The 20356-nt window shown below is 53.8% G+C and carries 23 protein-coding genes and 1 tRNA gene; 11 read left to right on the forward strand and 13 right to left on the reverse strand.

Annotated features, from left to right (window positions below):
- Nucleotides 1-38 precede the first annotated feature (38 nt).
- The 5 genes from sspB to zapE form a co-directional block, all read right to left on the reverse strand.
- Entirely contained in the window at nt 39-524 is a 486-nt protein-coding gene (gene sspB / locus RAC65_RS19520; RefSeq protein WP_006121725.1) for a ClpXP protease specificity-enhancing factor, read from the reverse strand.
- A 3-nt stretch (nt 525-527) separates the two neighbouring features.
- Nucleotides 528-1169: a stringent starvation protein SspA gene (gene sspA / locus RAC65_RS19525; RefSeq protein WP_033739161.1), complete on the reverse strand. Its 642-nt coding sequence runs from the start codon at nt 1167-1169 to the stop codon at nt 528-530.
- Between the two features lie 316 nt (nt 1170-1485).
- On the reverse strand, nt 1486-1878 hold the full coding sequence (rpsI, locus tag RAC65_RS19530; RefSeq protein WP_006121723.1) for a 30S ribosomal protein S9: 393 nt from the start codon (nt 1876-1878) through the stop codon (nt 1486-1488).
- Between the two features lie 15 nt (nt 1879-1893).
- Nucleotides 1894-2322, reverse strand: a complete 429-nt coding sequence (rplM, locus tag RAC65_RS19535; RefSeq protein ID WP_006121722.1) for a 50S ribosomal protein L13 — start codon at nt 2320-2322, stop codon at nt 1894-1896.
- 225 nt (nt 2323-2547) lie between these two features.
- Complete coding sequence (gene zapE, locus RAC65_RS19540; RefSeq protein WP_058702619.1) at nt 2548-3675, reverse strand: cell division protein ZapE; 1128 nt, start codon at nt 3673-3675, stop codon at nt 2548-2550.
- Nucleotides 3676-3852: 177 nt separating this feature from the next.
- Between zapE and zapG the strand changes: the two genes are divergently transcribed.
- From zapG to degS, 3 genes are all read left to right on the forward strand, one after another.
- Nucleotides 3853-4254 (forward strand): Z-ring associated protein ZapG, encoded by a 402-nt coding sequence (gene zapG / locus RAC65_RS19545; protein WP_006121720.1) that lies wholly within the window; start codon nt 3853-3855, stop codon nt 4252-4254.
- Nucleotides 4255-4363: 109 nt separating this feature from the next.
- Nucleotides 4364-5740, forward strand: a complete 1377-nt coding sequence (gene degQ, locus RAC65_RS19550) for a serine endoprotease DegQ (RefSeq protein ID WP_039338905.1) — start codon at nt 4364-4366, stop codon at nt 5738-5740.
- 89 nt (nt 5741-5829) lie between these two features.
- Nucleotides 5830-6891, forward strand: coding sequence for an outer membrane-stress sensor serine endopeptidase DegS (gene degS / locus RAC65_RS19555; RefSeq protein ID WP_033739158.1), 1062 nt, complete (start codon nt 5830-5832; stop codon nt 6889-6891).
- A gap of 120 nt (nt 6892-7011) precedes the next feature.
- Here the strand turns inward: degS and epmA are convergent, their stop codons facing one another.
- A complete protein-coding gene (gene epmA / locus RAC65_RS19560; RefSeq protein WP_033739156.1) occupies nt 7012-7989 on the reverse strand; it encodes an elongation factor P--(R)-beta-lysine ligase in 978 nt (325 codons plus the stop codon).
- 134 nt (nt 7990-8123) lie between these two features.
- Between epmA and RAC65_RS19565 the strand changes: the two genes are divergently transcribed.
- Nucleotides 8124-8648 carry a lipocalin family protein gene (locus tag RAC65_RS19565; RefSeq protein WP_375097058.1) on the forward strand — a complete coding sequence of 175 codons (525 nt, stop codon included), beginning with the start codon at nt 8124-8126 and terminating at the stop codon, nt 8646-8648.
- Between the two features lie 49 nt (nt 8649-8697).
- On the opposite strand, the gene RAC65_RS19570 is transcribed toward RAC65_RS19565, so the two are convergent.
- The 3 genes from RAC65_RS19570 to efp all read right to left on the reverse strand — a co-directional run bounded on the left by RAC65_RS19570 (nt 8698) and on the right by efp (nt 9686).
- Nucleotides 8698-8832 carry an entericidin A/B family lipoprotein gene (locus RAC65_RS19570; RefSeq protein WP_006121715.1) on the reverse strand — a complete coding sequence of 45 codons (135 nt, stop codon included), beginning with the start codon at nt 8830-8832 and terminating at the stop codon, nt 8698-8700.
- A gap of 106 nt (nt 8833-8938) precedes the next feature.
- Complete coding sequence (locus RAC65_RS19575) at nt 8939-9070, reverse strand: entericidin A/B family lipoprotein (RefSeq protein ID WP_006121714.1); 132 nt, start codon at nt 9068-9070, stop codon at nt 8939-8941.
- A gap of 49 nt (nt 9071-9119) precedes the next feature.
- Nucleotides 9120-9686, reverse strand: coding sequence for an elongation factor P (efp, locus tag RAC65_RS19580; RefSeq protein ID WP_006121713.1), 567 nt, complete (start codon nt 9684-9686; stop codon nt 9120-9122).
- Between the two features lie 40 nt (nt 9687-9726).
- Here efp and epmB point away from each other — a divergent pair, with 40 nt between their 5' ends.
- On the forward strand, nt 9727-10755 hold the full coding sequence (epmB, locus tag RAC65_RS19585) for an EF-P beta-lysylation protein EpmB (protein WP_033739151.1): 1029 nt from the start codon (nt 9727-9729) through the stop codon (nt 10753-10755).
- Nucleotides 10756-10910: 155 nt separating this feature from the next.
- Here epmB and RAC65_RS19590 read toward each other — a convergent pair whose 3' ends face one another.
- From RAC65_RS19590 to RAC65_RS19605, 4 genes are all read right to left on the reverse strand, one after another.
- Nucleotides 10911-11261, reverse strand: a complete 351-nt coding sequence (locus RAC65_RS19590) for a DUF4156 domain-containing protein (protein WP_006121711.1) — start codon at nt 11259-11261, stop codon at nt 10911-10913.
- A 193-nt stretch (nt 11262-11454) separates the two neighbouring features.
- The gene (groL, locus tag RAC65_RS19595; RefSeq protein WP_006121710.1) at nt 11455-13104 is read right to left on the reverse strand and encodes a chaperonin GroEL; all 1650 of its coding nucleotides are present in this window, start codon (nt 13102-13104) and stop codon (nt 11455-11457) included.
- A 48-nt stretch (nt 13105-13152) separates the two neighbouring features.
- Nucleotides 13153-13446, reverse strand: coding sequence for a co-chaperone GroES (locus tag RAC65_RS19600; protein WP_006121709.1), 294 nt, complete (start codon nt 13444-13446; stop codon nt 13153-13155).
- Nucleotides 13447-13674: 228 nt separating this feature from the next.
- Complete coding sequence (locus tag RAC65_RS19605; protein ID WP_006121708.1) at nt 13675-14136, reverse strand: FxsA family protein; 462 nt, start codon at nt 14134-14136, stop codon at nt 13675-13677.
- A 328-nt stretch (nt 14137-14464) separates the two neighbouring features.
- On the opposite strand from RAC65_RS19605, the gene aspA reads away from it, so the two are divergent.
- The 6 genes from aspA (at nt 14465) to RAC65_RS19635 (ending at nt 20190) form a co-directional block, all read left to right on the forward strand.
- A complete protein-coding gene (aspA, locus tag RAC65_RS19610) occupies nt 14465-15901 on the forward strand; it encodes an aspartate ammonia-lyase (RefSeq protein ID WP_033739147.1) in 1437 nt (478 codons plus the stop codon).
- Nucleotides 15902-16015: 114 nt separating this feature from the next.
- Entirely contained in the window at nt 16016-17317 is a 1302-nt protein-coding gene (locus tag RAC65_RS19615) for an anaerobic C4-dicarboxylate transporter (protein ID WP_033739146.1), read from the forward strand.
- Between the two features lie 57 nt (nt 17318-17374).
- Entirely contained in the window at nt 17375-17689 is a 315-nt protein-coding gene (cutA, locus tag RAC65_RS19620; RefSeq protein ID WP_006121705.1) for a divalent cation tolerance protein CutA, read from the forward strand.
- On the forward strand, nt 17665-19365 hold the full coding sequence (locus tag RAC65_RS19625) for a protein-disulfide reductase DsbD (RefSeq protein ID WP_375097059.1): 1701 nt from the start codon (nt 17665-17667) through the stop codon (nt 19363-19365). The genes cutA and RAC65_RS19625 overlap by 25 nt, the downstream gene beginning before the upstream one ends.
- 64 nt (nt 19366-19429) lie before the next feature.
- Nucleotides 19430-20008 carry a transcriptional regulator gene (locus RAC65_RS19630; RefSeq protein WP_006121703.1) on the forward strand — a complete coding sequence of 193 codons (579 nt, stop codon included), beginning with the start codon at nt 19430-19432 and terminating at the stop codon, nt 20006-20008.
- 106 nt (nt 20009-20114) lie between these two features.
- Nucleotides 20115-20190, forward strand: a tRNA-Phe gene (locus RAC65_RS19635).
- The last annotated feature ends 166 nt before the right edge of the window (nt 20191-20356 follow it).

Raw genomic sequence — 20356 nt, forward strand, 5'->3', positions numbered from 1 at the left:
GATCAAAAAAATGCCTGTCGGCTGACAGGCATTCTGAGTTATTTCACCACACGCAGTGCGGGACGACCGCCGCGCGGTGGCGGATCGTCATCAGGTGAGTTGTCGTCATCGCTGGCATCGTCAGGGCGATCGCCATCAATCACTGACATGACCGTCTCTTCCTGATTTTCCGGGAACGCCTGGGATGCCCCTTCATAAGCCGGTTCAGGCTCAAACATGGTCCCCGCACCGTTTTCACGCGCATAGATGGCCAGAATGGCCGCCATCGGCACGTTCACCTGGCGCGGCACGCCGCCAAAGCGGGCATTGAACGAGACTTCCTCGTTACCCAGCTCAAGATTGCCTACAGCGCGCGGCGCAATGTTGAGGACGATCTGACCGTCCCGTGCATATTCCAGCGGAACCTGAACGCCCGGCAGGTTAATATCGACCACCAGATGCGGCGTCAGCTGGTTATCCAGGAGCCAGTCATAAAAAGCCCGCAGCAAATAGGGGCGACGGGCCGTAAGTTGCGACATTTCCATAAATCAGCCCCGGGCTTGCAGGCGCATTTCACGTTCAGCTTCAGTCAGTGAAGCAAGGAAGGAGTCACGTTCAAATACGCGGTTCATATAGCCTTTCAGCTCTTTTGAGCCCGATCCCAGCAGATCGATGCCCATTGACGGTAAGCGCCACAGCAGCGGTGCCAGGTAGCAGTCAACCAGGCTGAACTCGTCGCTCATAAAGAAAGGTGAACGTCCAAACAGGGGGGCAATCGCCAGTAACTCTTCACGCAGCTGCTTACGCGCCGCTTCGGCTTCCTGACCGCTGCTGTTCTCGACCTTTCTCATCAGGCTGTACCAGTCTTGCTCGATACGGTGCATCATCAAACGGCTTTCGCCACGCGCAACCGGATAAACCGGCATCAAAGGCGGGTGTGGGAAACGCTCATCAAGGTATTCCATGATGATGCGTGATTCATACAGTGTCAGTTCGCGATCAACCAGCGTCGGCACAGTACGGTACGGATTGAGGTCAATCAGATCCTGCGGCAGGTTATCCATTTCGACCTGCTCGATCTCTACGCTGACACCTTTCTCGGCCAGCACAATACGCACCTGATGGCTAAAAATGTCAGTAGGACCAGAAAACAGCGTCATTACCGAACGTTTGTTGGCAGCGACAGCCATGAAAACCTCCCAGTTTGTTCACAAAAAGTTACTGCGAATGGCCAACCACACGGCGACTCACCTGCTCATAGAACTCGCTCGCAATCCGCGCTAACCACTCCCGACTGATGCCAGGCGCATAACGCGCCAGCTTGCGGGCGCAAAGTGACAGGGAGTTTACCAGATTTTAGGCAGCTTGTGGGCGGGGGAATGCATTTTTGCGGGTAAAATGCGAACAGCATTGTTGTTTTCTGTGACTGCGCCGCCTGGCATGAAAAGCAAAAAACCCGCCGAAGCGGGTTTTTTGTGCCAACTGTGACTGCCGAAGCAGCAACAATTAACGTTTGGAGAACTGAGGACGACGACGTGCTTTACGCAGGCCGACTTTCTTACGTTCAACCTGACGAGCATCGCGAGTAACGAAGCCTGCTTTACGCAGTTCGCCACGCAGTGACTCATCATACTCCATCAGAGCGCGGGTGATACCGTGACGGATCGCGCCTGCCTGACCAGAGATACCACCACCTTTAACGGTGATGTACAGGTCCAGTTTGCCAACCATATCAACCAGTTCCAGAGGCTGACGCACGACCATGCGTGCAGTCTCACGACCGAAATACTGCTCCAGAGAGCGTTGGTTGATGACGATGTTACCGCTACCCGGCTTGATGAAGACGCGTGCGGATGAGCTTTTGCGGCGACCAGTGCCGTAGTTTTGAGTTTCAGCCATTGCCTTTAATCCCGATTAAATGTCAAGAACTTGCGGTTGCTGTGCCGCATGGTTGTGCTCGTTACCTGCGTAAACTTTCAGTTTACGGTACATAGCACGACCCAGCGGGCCCTTCGGCAGCATGCCTTTAACCGCGATCTCAATCACGCGCTCAGGACGGCGAGCAATCATCTCTTCAAAGGTCGCCTGTTTGATACCACCGATGTGACCAGTGTGGTGATAGTAAATCTTGTCAGAACGCTTGTTGCCGGTGACAGCAACTTTCTCAGCGTTCAGAACGATGATGTAATCACCTGTATCAACGTGCGGAGTGTATTCCGCTTTATGCTTACCACGCAGACGGCGTGCCAGTTCAGTCGCCAGGCGACCCAAGGTTTTGCCAGTTGCGTCAACAACATACCAGTCACGTTGGACGGTTTCTGGTTTAGCTGTAAAAGTTTTCATCGAAAAGCTTACCCAAATTAAGTTACACGTTGGTGAAATCCCAAACGCTTAAGTAAACGAATGAGGCTCACACGACCATTTTGACCAGCAAGCCACCCCTTCGGATAGCGTTACCGGCGCGCAGAGGATTTGGGAAAAAAATCCAGTGCCGTAACGTGGGGTCGCAAGATTATAGAGAAGTCGATTACAAAAATCGAACTCTATTTTCATTTATTACCCGGAATCTCAGGGTAAATGCGCCAGCCGCAGATACTCTTCGCTCTGCATTTCCTGCAAACGCGACAGGCAGCGCTGGTATTCAAATTTCAGGCGCGTACCCTGATAAATTTCGAACAGCGAGGTTTCCGCGGCGACGACCAGTTTGACATGGCGCTCGTAAAACTCATCCACCAGCGCCAGAAAACGCCGCGCCTGATCTTCCGTTTTATAAATCATGACCGGCACATCAAACAGCAGCACGCTGTGAAAGCGGCGCGACAGTTCGATGTAATCGTGCTGGCTGCGCCCTTCCCCACACAGGGTTTTGAAGTCGATTGCCACCACGCCTTCACTGACACCCAGCGTGGGCATTTTGCGATGGTTGATCTCCAGCACCGGTGCGCTGTCGCGTTTTTCCCCTGACAGCGCCTGGAACATGCGATCCATATCGGCGTAGGTTTCTGGCCCTAAAGGAGACTTCCACAGATGCGCCGACGTCAGCGTGCGCAGACGGTAATCAATGCCCGCATCAACGTTCATGACGTCACAATGTTGCTTGATCTGCTCAATGGCCGGCAGGAAACGCGCGCGCTGTAAACCGTTTTTATAGAGGTTATCGGGCGGAATATTCGAGGTGGCGACCAGGCTGATGCCCCGTTCGAACAACGCTTCCATTAACGTGCCCAGCAACATGGCATCCGTAATATCGGACACAAAAAATTCGTCAAAGCACAAAATATCGGTTTCGGCTTTGAAGCGATCGGCGATGATCAGCAGCGGATCGCTGTGCCCCTGCAGTTCGGTCAGCTCTTCGTGCACGCGCAGCATAAAGCGGTGAAAGTGTAAGCGCAGCTTGCGGTTGCCAGGAATAGACTGAAAAAACAGATCCATGACCCAGGTTTTCCCGCGCCCCACGCCGCCCCACATATACAAGCCACGTACCGGCGTTTTGACCTGGGACTTCTCTTTACCCATCAGCTTCGACAGACGACCAAACAACCCCTGCGAGGCAGGTTCAGTCGTCTGCTGGCGGGCGATGAGCCCTTGCTGGATAGCATCTAAGCGGGTGATCGCTTCACGTTGTACATCGTCGGGCTTAAAATCGCCCTGCGATAGCGCCTGCTCATAGCGGGCAAGCGGAGATGAGGTTTGCATGGTTCGCTCAGTGTCCCTGAATGTTGTCTTATTCACACATCGTTTGTCGAAAAAAAGGCCGCTCTACACTAAGGCATGGCGCTCCAGAGTTCCACATCCATAAGATTAACGGGTATAGTGACTATTATTAAGTGGTGCAACGCCCTACGGAACAACGGAAATAACACGGGAGTCATTATGACCTGGGAATACGGGCTAATTGGTTTAGTGGTAGGTATCATTGTCGGCGCAGTAGCCATGCGTTTTGGCAACAGGAAACTGCGCGAGCAGCGCAGCATGCAGTATGAGCTGGATAAAACGAAAGCCGAACTGGCTGATTATCGTGAAGAGCTGACCAACCACTTTGCGCAAAGCGCCGAGCTGCTTGACAACATGGCACGCGATTACCGTCAGCTTTACCAGCATATGGCGAAAGGATCTAATGACCTGCTGCCAAACATGCCTGGCGACAAAAATCCCTTTGCCTGGCAACTGACCGAAGCGGAAGCCGATAACGATCAGGCACCGGTTCAGATGCCACGCGATTACTCAGAAGGCGCTTCCGGTTTACTGCGCGGTGAACGCGCCGTGCGCGACTAAGCGCATCGGGCACAGCCACGCTGTGCCCGCTGTTTTTGCGAACCCCGGCCGCAAACGGCTGTCTCACTGATTTATTCCCCCCACTTTTTGCAGCGAGAGCGTTGTAGCAATGAAAAAACAAGCACGACTGTTAAGCGCGTTAGCCTTGAGTATTGGAATGAGTCTTGCCGCTGCGCCCGGCGCAATGGCGACGCTACCTGCACAGATTCAGGGGCAGCCACTGCCCAGCCTGGCACCGATGCTGGAAAAAGTGTTACCTGCCGTGGTCAGTGTGCATGTTGAAGGCACGCAGTCGGATTCACAGGCCCAGGATATTCCTGAACCCTTAAAGCGTTTCTTTGGCCAACTGCCTGGCGGCGGTCAGTCTCAGCCACAACCGTTTGAAGGCCTGGGTTCCGGCGTCATTATCGACGCCGCGAAGGGCTACGTGTTAACGAACAACCACGTGGTCAACGGCGCCGATAAAATCAATGTCCAGTTGGGCGACGGCAGTGAATATGACGCCAAACTCATCGGTCACGATGAACAAACGGATATTGCCCTGATTCAGATCCAGGGCGCTAAGAACCTGACGCAGATTAAAGTCGCGGATTCCGACCAACTTAAGGTGGGCGATTTTGCCGTCGCTATTGGTAATCCCTTTGGGCTGGGCCAGACGGCTACGTCCGGGATTATTTCGGCACTGGGCCGCAGCGGACTGAATCTTGAGGGGCTGGAGAACTTTATCCAGACGGATGCCGCCATCAACCGCGGTAACTCCGGCGGTGCGCTGGTGAATTTAAACGGCGAACTGATTGGTATTAACACCGCCATCCTCGCCTCCAGCGGCGGTAATATCGGCATTGGCTTTGCGATTCCAAGCGATATGGCAATCAACCTGGCCGATCAGTTGATTAAGTATGGCGAAGTCAAACGCGGTCAGCTTGGTATTAAAGGCACGGAAATGACTGCGGATATGGCCAAGGCGTTTAACGTCGATGCCCAACGCGGCGCGTTTGTGTCAGAAGTGCTGCCGCAGTCGGCGGCACAGAAAGCCGGTATTAAGTCGGGAGATATCATTGTTTCTGTGAATGATAAACCCATCACCAGTTTTGCTGAGTTGCGCGTAAAAATCGGCACCACGGCACCCGGCGAGAAAGTGAAGCTGGGCCTGCTGCGTGAAGGCAAACCCGTCAGCGTTGAGGTCACTCTTGAGCAGAGTGCTCAGACAACCGCCAGCGCACAACTGCTGTCACCGGCTCTTCAGGGTGCCACGCTGAGCGATGGTCAGACGAAAACCGGTGATAAAGGCGTGAAGATTGACGGCATCGAAAAAGGCACGCCGGCTGAACAAGTGGGCCTGCAAAAAGATGATGTCATCATTGGCGTTAACCGCACGCGCGTCCAGAATATTGCCGAAATGCGCAAAGTGCTGGAAGCCAAACCACCTGTGCTGGCGCTGAATGTCGTGCGCGGTCAGGAAAGCATCTATCTGTTATTGAGATAAACCACGCATAATGGCGGACACAAGCACGTGTGTGTCCGCCCCGCGCATGGTATTCTCCCCAACGTTCTCCCCTGACGTGATTTAACACCATGTTTCTTAAACTTTTGCGTTCAGTGGTGTTGGGACTGATTGTTGCGGGCATCTTGCTCGCAGCGTTGCCCGCACTGCGTTTGGGCGGTGCTGCCCTCTATAGTCAAAATGACAGTAACGATGAAACGCCCTTTGGCTTCAATCAAGGGGTGCGCCGCGCTGTGCCTGCCGTGGTCAACGTTTATAACCGCAGTACGCAAGGGAACAATAACCGTGGTATCACCACGCTGGGTTCCGGCGTGATCATGAATGCCAAAGGCTATATTCTGACCAACAAGCACGTCATTAATAATGCCGATCAAATCATCGTCGCTCTGCAGGATGGCCGCTTCTTCGAGGCGACGCTGGTTGGGTCGGATGCGATGACCGATTTAGCGGTGCTGAAAATCACCGCGCCGAATCTGCCGGTGATCCCCATTAATCCCAAACGTGTCGCACACATTGGCGATGTCGTGATGGCTATTGGTAACCCCTATAACCTTGGGCAAACGGTCACGCAGGGCATTATCAGCGCAACGGGTCGGGTCGGACTGAGCTCGTCAGGCCGCCAGAATTTCCTGCAGACCGATGCCTCCATTAACCAGGGCAACTCCGGTGGCGCGTTAATCAATTCGCTGGGCGAGCTGATGGGAATTAACACCCTGACCTTCGACAAAAGCAGCGACGGTGAAACGCCCGAGGGAATCGGTTTTGCCATTCCCACCGCACTTGCGTCGAAAATCATGGATAAGCTGATTCGCGATGGCCGGGTTATACGTGGCTACATCGGTATCACAGGGCGCGAAGTGCCCCCGCTGCACGGTCAGGGAAACAGTCTGGACAGAGTTCAGGGGATTATCGTCAGCGTCGTTACGCCCGGCGGCCCGGCAGATAAAGCCGGTATTGAGCCTAACGATGTGTTGCTGAGTGTGAACGGAAAACCGGCTATATCGGCACAGGAAACCATGGACCAGGTTGCCGAAATCCGTCCCGGCTCAGTGATTGATGTCCAGGTGCTGCGTAATGATAAGAAGCTGACCCTGCCGGTGACGATTCAGGAGTTTCCGGACAACAGTCAGTAGGCAAAACATTTTGACGGGAACGCCCGCGGAAAAAACAGACAAGGCCGCGCAATGCGCGGCCTTGTCTGTTTCTGGCTCAGGTCAGTAGGCTTCTCAGCGTAAGCTGGCGCGAAGCCTTGACTAGCAGCGGTCTACCGGAAAGGCGATAACCTCACTCAGCGAGTCGGCCTTCAGTGCCAGCATAATCAACCGATCTATGCCCAGCGCTACGCCTGAACAGGCTGGCATGCCATGTTCCAGCGCCGCCAGCAGGTAATGATCAATCGGGTGCTGCGGCAGCCCGCGTGCTGCACGGCGGCGATTATCCTGTTCAAAACGCTGACGCTGTTCACGGCTGTCCGTCAGTTCACGGAAGCCGTTCGCTAGTTCAATGCCCTTGTAATAAACCTCAAAGCGTTCGGCAACGCGATGGTCTTCTGTGCTGATCTCCGCCAGTGCCGCCTGGCTGGCCGGAAAGTGATAGACAAAACAGGGCTTATCCTGACCAATTTTGGGTTCCACGCCCAACATAAACAGCAGCATCAGCAAGGTATCGCGATCCTCTTCCCGATTCGCCAGCTCGCCCTCACCCAGCTTTTCTGCGGCCTCCCGCAATTGCGTTTTATCCGCAGAAAGCGGGTCCAGATCAAGATGACGAATAAACGCCTGCTGATATGAGAGGGATTCCGCGCTGTCGCACTCCAGCACCTGCTGAAGCAAATCGTCCACTTCGTTCATCAGCCGGTACATATCATAATGGGGGCGATACCACTCCAGCATGGTGAATTCAGGATTGTGGTGCCGTCCGGCCTCTTCATTGCGGAAGCAACGTCCCATCTGATAAATCGGCCCGCTACCGGCTGCCAGCAGGCGTTTCATATGGTATTCCGGGCTGGTCATCAGCCAGAGGTCGCATCCGTCGGACATGCCGGGGCCGACAAACCGCGTCTGGAAAGGCACCAGATGGATATCGGTGACGGTCGCCTGACTCATGGCTGGCGTATCCACTTCCAGTACGCCACGATCGGCAAAGAAACGACGCACTTCAGCCACAATGCCTGCGCGTTTAATTAAATTGGCAATGGACGCGCCCGGTTGCCAGCTTGCCGTTTCACTCATGGTGATGACTCCTGATACAAATAAGGGTGGGAAGTCTACTCGCAATGGCGGTGCCAGACAATCATGGCGCAAAACTGTCCAATAAACTGGCCGGGTTCTATAATTAACAGGTTAAATAACAAAGGAATCTTTTTATGTCTCCATGGAAAACACTGGTCGCCAGCCTGAGTACCGTCTTGTCCGTTGCCTGCTCAACCACACCGCCGAAGAATGTTACCGTCGTTGAACACTTCGATAGTGAGCGTTATCTCGGTCAATGGTATGAGATCGCCCGGCTGAATCACGGCTTTGAACGCGGTCTTGAACAGGTGACGGCAAACTACAGTCCTCGGGAAGACGGCGGCCTCAAGGTGGTTAACCGCGGCTATAACCCGAAAAAGCAGCGCTGGCAGGAGAGCGTGGGCAAAGCTTACTTTACCGGCGACAAACAACGCGCCGCGCTCAAAGTTTCTTTCTTTGGCCCCTTTTATGGTGGCTATAACGTTATTGCGCTGGATCCCAACTACCGCTATGCGCTGGTCTGCGGACCTAACCGCCACTATTTATGGATTCTGTCCCGCACGCCGCAGCTGGACAACGACGTGAAGCAAAAGCTGGTACAGCAGGCACGTCAGGCCGGTTTCCCGGTGGATGAGTTGATTTGGGTTAAACAGGGATAGAAGAGAAAATAAAGCCGGTACGAAAGACGTTCGTACCGGTTTTTGGAGCTTACTGCGCGCTACGTTGAATCGCCTGACCGCCTGCTTCAACGTCTTCGCCAACGCCACGCGTGGTATTACAGCCTGACAACAATGCTGATAACATCACCACAGAAAAAATCGCAACAATACTTTTCTTTAACATAAGCCAGTTCCTTTTTTACGTTGCATTAAAAGTACAGCTTTTAAAGCATAGACCGATTACGCCACGCTGCGAGCCTAACCCGCTGAAAAAAGGAAATTCTGCCGTGTTACTTCGCGGCGCGAGAAATAGCCCCACCCAGGTGAGAAACATCCTCGCCAAAACCGTGAAAGGTATTACAGGCGCTCAGTCCAGAAGAGACCAGCAACGCCAGCGCGATAAGTTTTGCCAGTTTTTTCATTGTTGAAACTCACATAAAAAAGGCGCATCACAGGATGCGCCTCTCAGGATTATTTTACGCGTGAAACGTATTCGCCAGAGCGGGTGTCCACTTTCACCACCTCGCCAATCTGAACGAATAAAGGTACTTTAATGACGGCGCCGGTAGACAGCGTGGCAGGCTTGCCGCCTGTACCCGCGGTATCGCCTTTCAGGCCTGGGTCAGTTTCAATCACTTCCGCTTCGATAAAGTTCGGTGGCTGAACTGCAATCGGTTTATCGTTCCACAAGGTTACGATACACTCCGCATTGTCCTGCAACCACTTCTGTACTTCATCCAGCACTTTAGCTTCAACCTGGTACTGCTCAAAGCTTTCCGGGTGCATGAAGTAGTAGAAATCGCCGTCGTTGTAAGAGTACTGCAGCGTCATATCCTTCACGTCTGCGCCTTCGGCAGAATCGGTTGATTTGAAGGTTTTCTCAACGCGTGAACCGGTCAGCAGACGACGCATTTTTACACGTGCAAACGCCTGACCTTTACCCGGCTTAACAAACTCGCTTGATTCGATGGCATAAGGTTCGCCTTCGAACATGATTTTAAGACCGGTACGGAAATCGTTGCTAAGATAAGTCGCCATAAAGGCCCTCTGTAGATATTAACTGGTAATAGCCAAAAAAATGGCACACATTGTAACCCTAAATTCCCCTTCCAGAGAAGATTGGTTGCAGCAACTTGCTGATGTTGTCACTGATCCTCATGAATTACTGCAACTTTTAGCGCTCGATCATCTTCCGGATCTGGCTGCTGGCAGCGATGCACGTCGGCTTTTTGCCCTGCGCGTGCCGCGCGCATTTATCCAGCGGATGAAAAAAGGCGATGCGCAGGATCCCCTTTTGCTTCAGGTATTGACCAGCCGCCAGGAATTCATTGAAGCGCCAGGTTATAGCACCGATCCGTTAGATGAGCAAAACAGCGTGGTGCCGGGATTACTGCACAAATACCAAAACCGGGCCCTGCTGCTGGTCAAAGGTGGCTGCGCCGTGAATTGCCGTTACTGCTTCCGCCGTCATTTTCCTTATCAGGATAATCAGGGCAATAAGCGTAACTGGCAGGCAGCGCTTGATTATATTGCCGATCACCCTGAACTGGATGAGATCATCTTTTCTGGCGGCGATCCGTTAATGGCGAAAGATCATGAACTCGCCTGGCTGATTGAGGCGCTGGCTGCCATTCCCCATCTGAAACGGTTACGCATTCACAGCCGACTGCCGGTGGTGATCCCTGCGCGCATTACGCAGGCGCTCTGTCAGACGCTGGCGGAAACGCGCCTGCAGGTTCTGATGGTCACCCACATCAATCATGCCAACGAGATCGATGACGCCCTCTGCGACGCCATGACGCGCCTTAAGCGCGCTGGCGTAACGTTACTCAATCAGAGCGTGTTGCTGCGCGGCGTGAACGATCGGGCGCAATGCCTTGCGGCATTGAGCAACGCACTGTTTGATGCGGGCATTCTGCCCTACTACCTGCACGTACTGGATAAAGTGCAGGGCGCGGCGCATTTCTATGTTTCGGATCAGGACGCGCGTGCCCTGATGCGCGATCTGCTGCCTTTGGTCTCCGGTTATCTGGTACCGAAGCTGGCGCGCGAAATCGGGGGTGAGCCCAGTAAAACCCCCCTGGATCTGCAACTTCGGCAGGAATAATCCGGCCCTGACAAGCCCTGTTTCGGCACTGAAGCAAAGCCTCGCGGAACGGTTGCACTTCAAGCAAATACAGCCTCTTACATTTCATCCACGCATAAAAAAACGACCGGCACGCGGGCCGGTCGTCTCAGAAATCTTGCCAGTTCATTGCCCGATCAGTTAGGGCACTTATAAACCTGGCCGGTCATTTTACTGTCGAGTGGTGCAAACGCTGAAAGCAGGTTTTGTGTCGGGCTGGTCGCACCGTAAATCACGTTACCGCCCATTTCTGCTGCACGGTTACGCAGATCGTTAGCCGCACCACGCAGTGCGCTGGTTTCACCACCGGCTCCGCTTAACCAGTTACTTTGTGAGCCGGTCAGGGTGCCCAGAAGCTGACACTGTTTGCCAGGCTGCTGATCGGTAAAGGTGACGCGCTGACCTGCAGAAGAGAGTTCGGTTGAGCTGCTGCAGCCCGCAAGCAATAACGCGCCAGCCGTCAGACCGAGCAAGAGGTTAATCCGCATTATAATCCCCATTTATTATCATCAGAGTCGGATGGCAGCGTAGCAGAAAAACACGCATTTTTTCTGCACATTCATTGCCCTAATCCGTGCCAACGTAACCGTTGCGCCACTACTTATACCTTTTCCTCAGCAAAAGAAAAACCCCCGACCGTTTCCGATCGGGGGTTCCTGTGACGCAAGGGTCAGGGGGCAATTACATCATGCCGCCCATTCCGCCCATGCCACCCATACCGCCAGCGCCTGCACCTAAATCTGGCGCATCGCTTTTCGGCAGGTCAGTGACCATACATTCGGTGGTGATCATCAGGCCAGCAACCGACGCCGCGTACTGCAGTGCAGAACGGGTCACTTTGGTTGGGTCCAGAATACCGAAGTCGATCATGTTGCCGTATTCTTCAGTCTGCGCGTTGTAACCGTAGTTACCGTCACCCGCTTTCACGTTGTTGGCAACAACAGAAGGCTCTTCACCGGCGTTAGAAACGATTTGACGCAGCGGAGCTTCCATTGCGCGCAGCGCAACTTTGATACCCACGTTCTGGTCTTCGTTCTGACCACGCAGTTCTGACAGCTGTGCTGCCACACGAACCAGCGCCACACCACCACCTGCAACCACGCCTTCCTCAACCGCAGCACGGGTTGCGTGCAGGGCATCTTCAACGCGCGCTTTCTTCTCTTTCATTTCAACTTCAGTCGCTGCGCCTACTTTCAGTACGGCTACGCCGCCTGCCAGTTTAGCCACACGCTCCTGCAGTTTTTCTTTGTCGTAGTCAGAGGTCGCTTCTTCGATCTGCTGACGAATCTGGGTAACGCGGCCCTGGATGGTGCTTTCTTCACCCACGCCATCGATGATAGTGGTGGTGTCTTTATTGATAACCACACGCTTCGCCTGACCCAGATCTTCCAGCGCAGCTTTTTCCAGCTCCATGCCGATCTCTTCAGAGATAACGGTACCGCCAGTCAGGATAGCGATATCCTGCAGCATCGCTTTACGACGATCGCCGAAGCCAGGTGCTTTAACCGCAGCCACTTTCACGATACCACGCATGGTGTTCACCACCAGGGTAGCCAGCGCTTCGCCTTCTACGTCTTCCGCGATGATCAGCAGCGGTTTGCCTGCTTTCGCAACGGCTTCCAGCACTGGCAGCATTTCGCGAATGTTAGAAATTTTCTTGTCAGCCAGCAGGATGAACGGGGATTCCAGTTCTACTGCGCCTGTTTCTGGCTTGTTGATGAAGTACGGAGACAGGTAACCGCGGTCGAACTGCATACCTTCAACCACATCCAGCTCGTCTTGCAGACCGGTGCCTTCTTCAACGGTGATAACGCCTTCTTTACCCACTTTTTCCATCGCCTGCGCGATCAGGGTACCGACGGTTTCATCAGAGTTTGCAGAGATGGTACCCACCTGCGCAATCGCTTTAGAGTCTGAGCAAGGCACAGACAGTTTTTTCAGTTCTTCAACTGCAGCAACAACCGCCTGGTCGATACCGCGCTTCAGATCCATCGGGTTCATGCCTGCCGCAACGGCCTTCAGGCCTTCGGTGATGATGGACTGCGCCAGTACGGTTGCCGTGGTGGTACCGTCGCCCGCCGCATCGTTGGCTTTAGAGGCAACTTCTTTCACCATCTGCGCACCCATGTTTTCGAACTTGTCTTCCAGCTCGATTTCACGCGCAACAGAAACGCCATCTTTCGTGATGGTCGGTGCACCAAAAGATTTATCCAGAACTACGTTACGGCCTTTAGGACCCAGGGTAACTTTTACTGCATCTGCCAGTACGTTTACGCCACGCAACATTTTTACGCGTGCGTCATTACCGAATTTTACGTCTTTAGCTGCCATTTCAAATTTCCCTTAAATTCGTTTCGTTCAGTGAATTACGCGTAAAACTTACGCTTCAACAATCGCCAGAATGTCGCTTTCAGAGATGATCAGGACTTCTTCATTGTCGATTTTCTCCGTTTTGGCACCGTAGCCTTCGCTGAAAATCACAACGTCACCCACTTTCACATCCAGCGGCTTCACTTCGCCACTTTCAAGAATACGGCCTTTACCCACAGCCAGCACTTCACCGCGCGTGGATTTGCCTGCAGCAGAACCGGTCAGCACGATGCCACCCGCTGACTTAGCTTCCACTTCTTTACGCTTCACGATTACGCGATCGTGTAATGGACGAATTTTCATTTGATAGCTCTCCTTTGAGAAGTCCAATCATTCATTTTTGGGTTGAATACCGGGCTGTGTGGCTTCCGGCCTCGTGACCAGAGAGATAGGGCCGCGCTTTCCCTCTTTCAAGGGGGAACCTACAAATTTTTTTTGCCTGATGATGCGACTGATGACTTTTTGAACAAAGGTGGCAAACGGGCGGGCGAACAAACAAAAAGCGCGACCCGACGTCGCGCAGGGTGGGAATTAACGATCCTTAGGATCGTCATGGTGTTCAAGACGATCGGTATCTTTACGTTCGTACTCGCCATCCATGGTATAGCCACTGTCCGGGCCCGCTCCCGGCCCGCGCCAGACGCGCAAATGCGGCATCAGCTTCAGCGTGAGGTGCTTTTGCACCGGTGGCAGCAGCAGAAGCAGCCCCAGCATATCGGTAAAGAAACCAGGCAGCAGCAGCAGGAAACCGGCAATGATCAGCGAAACGCTTTTGATCATCTCCTGTGCCGGGCTTTCATTACGTGCCAGCTTCTCCTGCATCAGCATAAAGTTTTTCATGCCCTGATTTTTGACTAAAGACACGCCAATGCAGGAGGTGAAAACCACCAGCAGCATGGTGAGCAGCACGCCCAGGACGTGTGCAACCTGAATGAAAAGTGAGATCTCAATCCAGGCCAGTACGAAAAAGATCACTAACGGTAACCAGCGCACCGGATTCTCCTGTGAGTCAGGCTGCCCGGTCGTTAACCCGACAGCGTGGAATATGAATGTGAAAAAGGTAAAAAACAGAGATGGTTATTCTGATCGTCAATTTCAACCGCACCCGGCAAATTTTTGCTTACGGGTTATTTTTGTGAGCGATTTCACATATTGTTAACGTAACGCGGCCAGACAGGTGATCTCTGTTCGCGCTTTGCGTCTCTGTCAGAATAGGATCGTGCTCACCTGCCTGAATACGGATAAAATAGCGGTTCTGGCGCTTCCCCACAAAACAAACACATCATCTGCGATGGTTAGCAGTGACAACAAGAAGGTTATCATGGCGAACAACATTCGTATCGAAGAAGACCTGTTAGGCATGCGTGAAGTTCCGGCGGATGCTTACTATGGCGTTCATACTTTGCGTGCGATTGAAAACTTTTACATCAGCAACAGCAAAATCAGTGACATTCCTGAGTTTGTTCGCGGCATGGTGATGGTGAAAAAAGCCGCGGCGATGGCAAACAAAGAGCTACAGACCTTACCGCGTGATATCGCCAACACCATTATTCAGGCCTGCGATGAAGTGCTGAACAACGGTCGCTGCATGGATCAGTTTCCGGTTGATGTTTATCAGGGCGGCGCAGGCACCTCGGTGAATATGAATACCAATGAGGTACTGGCGAATATTGGTCTGGAGCTGATGGGGCATCAAAAAGGCGAATATCAGTACCTGAACCCGAACGACCACGTAAATAAATGCCAGTCCACTAACGATGCCTATCCGACGGGTTTTCGTATTGCCGTTTACAGCTCACTGCTGAAACTGCTCGACGGTATCAGTCAGTTAGCGGACGGGTTTCAGCGTAAAGCCGATGAATTCCAGACCATTTTAAAAATGGGTCGTACCCAGCTACAGGATGCGGTGCCGATGACGCTGGGCCAGGAGTTCCATGCCTACAGCGTTCTGCTGAATGAAGAGACGAAAAGCATTTTGCGCACTGGCGAACTGCTGCTGGAAGTGAACCTGGGCGCAACCGCTATCGGTACGCGCCTGAACACGCCGGACGGTTACCAGCAGCTGGCGGTGCAGAAACTGGCGGAAGTCAGCAACCTCGCGGTAGTGCCCGCCGAAGACCTGATCGAAGCCACTTCAGACTGCGGTGCCTATGTCATGGTGCATTCATCGCTCAAACGCCTGGCTGTCAAACTGTCGAAGATCTGTAATGACCTGCGCCTGCTTTCTTCCGGCCCACGCGCGGGCCTGAACGAGATTAACCTGCCGGAGCTGCAAGCCGGTTCCTCCATCATGCCTGCCAAGGTGAATCCGGTGGTGCCTGAAGTCGTCAATCAGGTGTGCTTCAAGGTGATTGGTAACGATACGACGGTCACGATGGCGTCGGAAGCCGGCCAGCTTCAGCTCAACGTCATGGAGCCGGTCATCGGTCAGGCGCTGTTTGAATCGATCAGCATTCTGACCAACGCCTGCTATAACCTGCTGGAAAAATGCGTCAACGGTATCACGGCGAACAAAGCGGTCTGCGAAGCCTACGTGTTTAACTCCATTGGGATTGTGACCTATCTGAACCCCTATATCGGCCACCACAATGGTGACATCGTCGGTAAAATTTGCGCCGAAACCGGCAAAAGCGTGCGCGAGGTGGTGCTGGAGCGCGGCCTGCTGACCGAAAGCGAGCTGGATGATATTTTCTCTGTGCAAAACCTGATGTATCCGGTTTACAAGGCGAAACGCTATACCGATGAAAACGAACAGTAAGGCGTAATTGCGCTTACTGGTGTAAAAGGCACATCGTAATCAAAACGATGTGCCTTTTTGTTTGTTAAAAGGATGGGTTTGCTTTTCGGCTCATCATCATTTCGGGAGTGGCACATGTTCCTGGTTGAACTGTTTATCGTGGTACTGGCGATCTGGCTGGGCGCGCGTCTTGGCGGGATCGGTATTGGCTTTGCGGGCGGCATGGGCGTGCTCATCCTGACGCTTGGCTTTGGTATGAAGCCAGGCGCCATTCCGTTTGATGTGATTGAAATCATCATGGCGGTCATCGCGGCGATTGCGGCCATGCAGGTTGCTGGCGGCATGGACTACCTGGTCAGCCTTGCCGAACGCCTGCTGCGTCGTCATCCCCGTTATGTCACCTTTCTTGCCCCGCTGGTCACCTATGTGATGACGCTGCTGGCGGGCACCGGTCATACCGCCTTCTCTACCCTGCCGGTCATCGCCGAGGTGGCGAAAGAGCAAGGCGTGCGTCCTTCTCGTCCGCTGTCGATGGCGGTTGTCGCATCTCAGGTTGCCATTACCGCCTCGCCAATCTCGGCGGCGGTCGTCTTCTTTGCCACGCTGCTCGAACCGCGCGGCGTAAGCTATATCATGCTGCTGGCCATCGCCATTCCGGCTACCATGGTTGGGCTGTTTCTTGCCGCGCTGGTCACTAACTTCCTGGGAAAAGAGCTGAAAGATGACGCCGTTTATCAGGCTCGCCTGGCGAAAGGCGACGTGGCCCTGCGTGGGGAAACCGTCTATCACGCCAGACCTGGCGCCAGAAAATCTGTCCTGCTGTTCCTGATCGGGATTGCTGCCGTGGTGATCTATGCGACCATTACCAGCGAAAGCGTAAACCTGATCGTCAATCCGCCCCTGCCGCGCAACGAAGCGATTGTGGTGTTTATGCTCACTATTGCTACGTTGATTAGTCTGACCTGTAATATTGACAGCGGCGCGATTCTGAGCGCCAGTACGTTTAAATCCGGTATGAGTGCCTGCGTCTGCGTCATGGGCGTAGCCTGGCTCGGCGATACCTTCGTCAAAGCCCATCTGGCTGATATCCAGATGCTGGCGGGGGATACCTTAAAAACCTATCCGTGGATGCTGGCGCTGGTATTGTTCTTTTCTTCGATGCTGCTCTATTCTCAGGCAGCAACCGCGAAAGCCCTGCTGCCTGCGGCGTTAGCCCTTGGCGTCACCCCTTTGACAGCTATCGCTTCTTTTGCCGCCGTGTCAGCGCTGTTTGTGTTACCGACCTATCCCACACTGTTAGCCGCCGTTGAGATGGATGACACTGGCTCGACCCGAATCGGTAAGTTCGTTTTCAACCATGCCTTTATCATTCCCGGCGTGCTGGCCATCACCCTGTCTGTCGTGTTCGGCTTTATTTTTGGTGGGCTGCTGCTGTAGTCCCGGCCGCACAGTGAACATGCTATCATCGACGCGATTTTCAACAGGAGCCTCATGATGAATGCCGTTGTCATCCTCTGCACCGCCCCTGACCAGGCGTGCGCGCAGCAGCTTGCCACCCAGGCGCTGAAGGCCAGACTGGCCGCCTGTGTCACCCTTTTACCGGGTGCCACCTCGTACTACGTCTGGCAGGGCCAGCTGGAGCAGGCCAGCGAAGTTCAGATGTTACTCAAATGCGATACAGCTCATCAGCAGGCATTGCTCGATCTGCTTAAGCGCTCACATCCTTATGACGTACCAGAACTGCTGGTGCTTCCGGTTCAACATGGAGACAGTGAATACTTGTCATGGCTGCACGCATCGCTCGCTTAATTACCCTGATACTGGCCCTGTTTATCTGCCTGCAGGCGCAGGCTGACCTGTTTGCCCCCAAAACCACCAGCCGCTTTTTGCCCGTCGACCAGGCTTTTGCTTTTGATTTCGATCAACAGGGCGCACAGCTCAATCTGCACTGGAAGGTTAAAGACGGCTACTATCTCTACCGCCAGCAAATCAGGGTCGTCGCCAACAATGCGCGTATCGCGCCTGTGGCCTTGCCAGCGGGTCAGCCACACGAAGATGAATTTTTTGGTAAGAGCGAGATTTATCCGCAGAACCTGAACGTGCCCGTCACGCTGCAACAGGCCGCCAGGGGCAGTACGCTGAGCGTGACGTATCAGGGCTGTGCTGCCGCCGGCTTCTGTTATCCACCTGAAACGCGCAGCATTCCACTCACGCCCGTTGTCGCCAGCGCGGATGCAGACTCAGGGGAGCGCCCGCCCGCCACCGCCAGCCCGCTCCCCTTTTCGCCATTGTGGGCGTTGCTGATTGGTATCGGTGTGGCATTTACGCCCTGCGTCTTACCGATGTATCCCCTGATTTCGGGCATTATCCTTGGCGGTAAGCGTAACAACTCGCTGGGTCGCCTGTTCGCGCTGGCCCTGGTTTATGTGCAAGGAATGGCGCTTACCTATACCTTGCTCGGCGTGACAGTCGCCGCGGCTGGCCTGCGTTTTCAGGCGGCCTTACAGCATCCCTATGTCCTGATCGGTTTATCCGTGCTGTTTGTAGTGCTGGCCATGTCGATGTTTGGCCTGTTTTCGCTACAGTTACCCGCCAGCGTACAAACCCGTCTGACGCTGTGGAGCAACCGTCAGCAGGGCGGCTCACTGCCCAGCGTTTTCCTGATGGGCGCGCTGGCAGGTTTAATTTGTTCCCCCTGCACCACCGCGCCGCTCAGTGCCATCCTGCTCTATATCGCACAGAGCGGTAACCTGCTGGCGGGTGCCGGTACATTGTGGCTGTATGCCATCGGTATGGGCTTACCGCTGATTGCCGTGACGCTGTTCGGTAGCCGCTTCCTGCCTAAAAGCGGCCCCTGGATGCAGACCGTAAAGGAAGGGTTTGGGTTCGTTATTCTCGCGCTGCCGGTTTTCCTGCTGGAACGGGTGCTGGGTGAGCTATGGGGCGTGCGCTTATGGAGCCTGCTGGGCGTCGCCTTTTTTGCGTGGGCCTTCAGTGCCAGCCTGCGCGCCAGCGGCGGCAAATGGCGTATCGTGCAAATGCTCATGCTGATCGCCGCCCTGATCAGCGCTCGCCCTTTGCAGGACTGGGCGTTTGGCAATGACGCGCCACAGCAAACTGTCGCGCACCTTCCCTTTCAGTCTGTTCAAACGGTTAGCCAGTTAGATCAGGCACTGCAACAGACACAGGGCCGCATGACGATGGTGGATTTGTACGCGGACTGGTGCGTAGCCTGTAAAGAGTTTGAGAAGTACACCTTTAGCGACAGTGCGGTACGTGCCAGTCTTAAGGATGTCCAGCTGTTACAGGCTAACGTCACGGCGAACACGGCTACCGACAATGGGCTGTTGCAGCATCTTCACGTGCTGGGGCTGCCCACGATTTTATTCTTTGATGCTCAGGGAAAAGAAATTCCCGGTTCACGTATCACCGGTTTCCTGAAGCCAAAGGATTTTGACGAACATTTGCAGAAACTGCGTGAGTAAACAACACTGGAACCTGGACACAGCCCGTTGACCTGAACGGGCCTGCATCGCAGAGGAGAACGGTTTGCAACGTGAACAGATACTTGACCATGCATTAAACGTGCTTGAACAAAATGGCTTAGCGTCCACCTCGTCGCTGAAAATCCTGGCCGAAGAGATGCGACTCAGCGAGCAGCAACTTGAGCAGTTCTGGGCTGACCGCGACGCACTGCTCTATGACGCATTGCAGTTTCATGCCCAGCAAATCGACAGCTGGCGACAAGAGGTATTACAAAACAGCGCACTGCGACCCGAACAGAAGTTAATGGCGCGCTACGAAGGGTTAAATGAGCATGTCACCAAGGGACGCTTTCCCGGCTGCCTGTTTATCGCCGCCTGCAGCTTCTATCCGCATCCCGATCAACCCATTCATCAACTGGCAGAAAAACAGAAGCGCGCCTCCTGGGAATTTACCCACACTATTTTAAATGCGCTGGGTCTGGATAACCCGAGTATGGTGGCCGATCAAATGGAGCTGGTGCTGGAAGGCTGCTTAAGCAAGCTGCTGATCAAGCGCAATGTGCAGGATGTGGATGTCGCCAAACGTCTGGCGGAAGATATATTAAGCATTGCCCTGTGCCGTAAAAATGGTGCACTGGCGTGAGTTTCAACGCCTTTGACTGAAATTCAGGCAATCAGTCACGTTTTGCAGGGTTTTTTCATGAAAGCCGTTGACGGCCTGCGGCCTTTACGGTTTAATGCGCCCCGTTGCCCGAATAGCTCAGTCGGTAGAGCAGGGGATTGAAAATCCCCGTGTCCCTGGTTCGATTCCGGGTTCGGGCACCACTCTTCAGAGCCTGTTCGTTAAGAGTTGAGATCCTTAACGGGCAAGACAGAGGGTCCCCTTCAGCACAATGTTGGTAAATCTGCTTACCACACCTATGTTGAACACGGGACTTTAAAGTCCGGAGGATGTTCCAAGCATCCTCTGGACTTCTCACATCCATTAAAT

Origin of the sequence: Pantoea sp. BS_8 (genome assembly GCF_041954965.1) — a bacterium.
GTDB lineage: Bacteria > Pseudomonadota > Gammaproteobacteria > Enterobacterales > Enterobacteriaceae > Pantoea > Pantoea stewartii.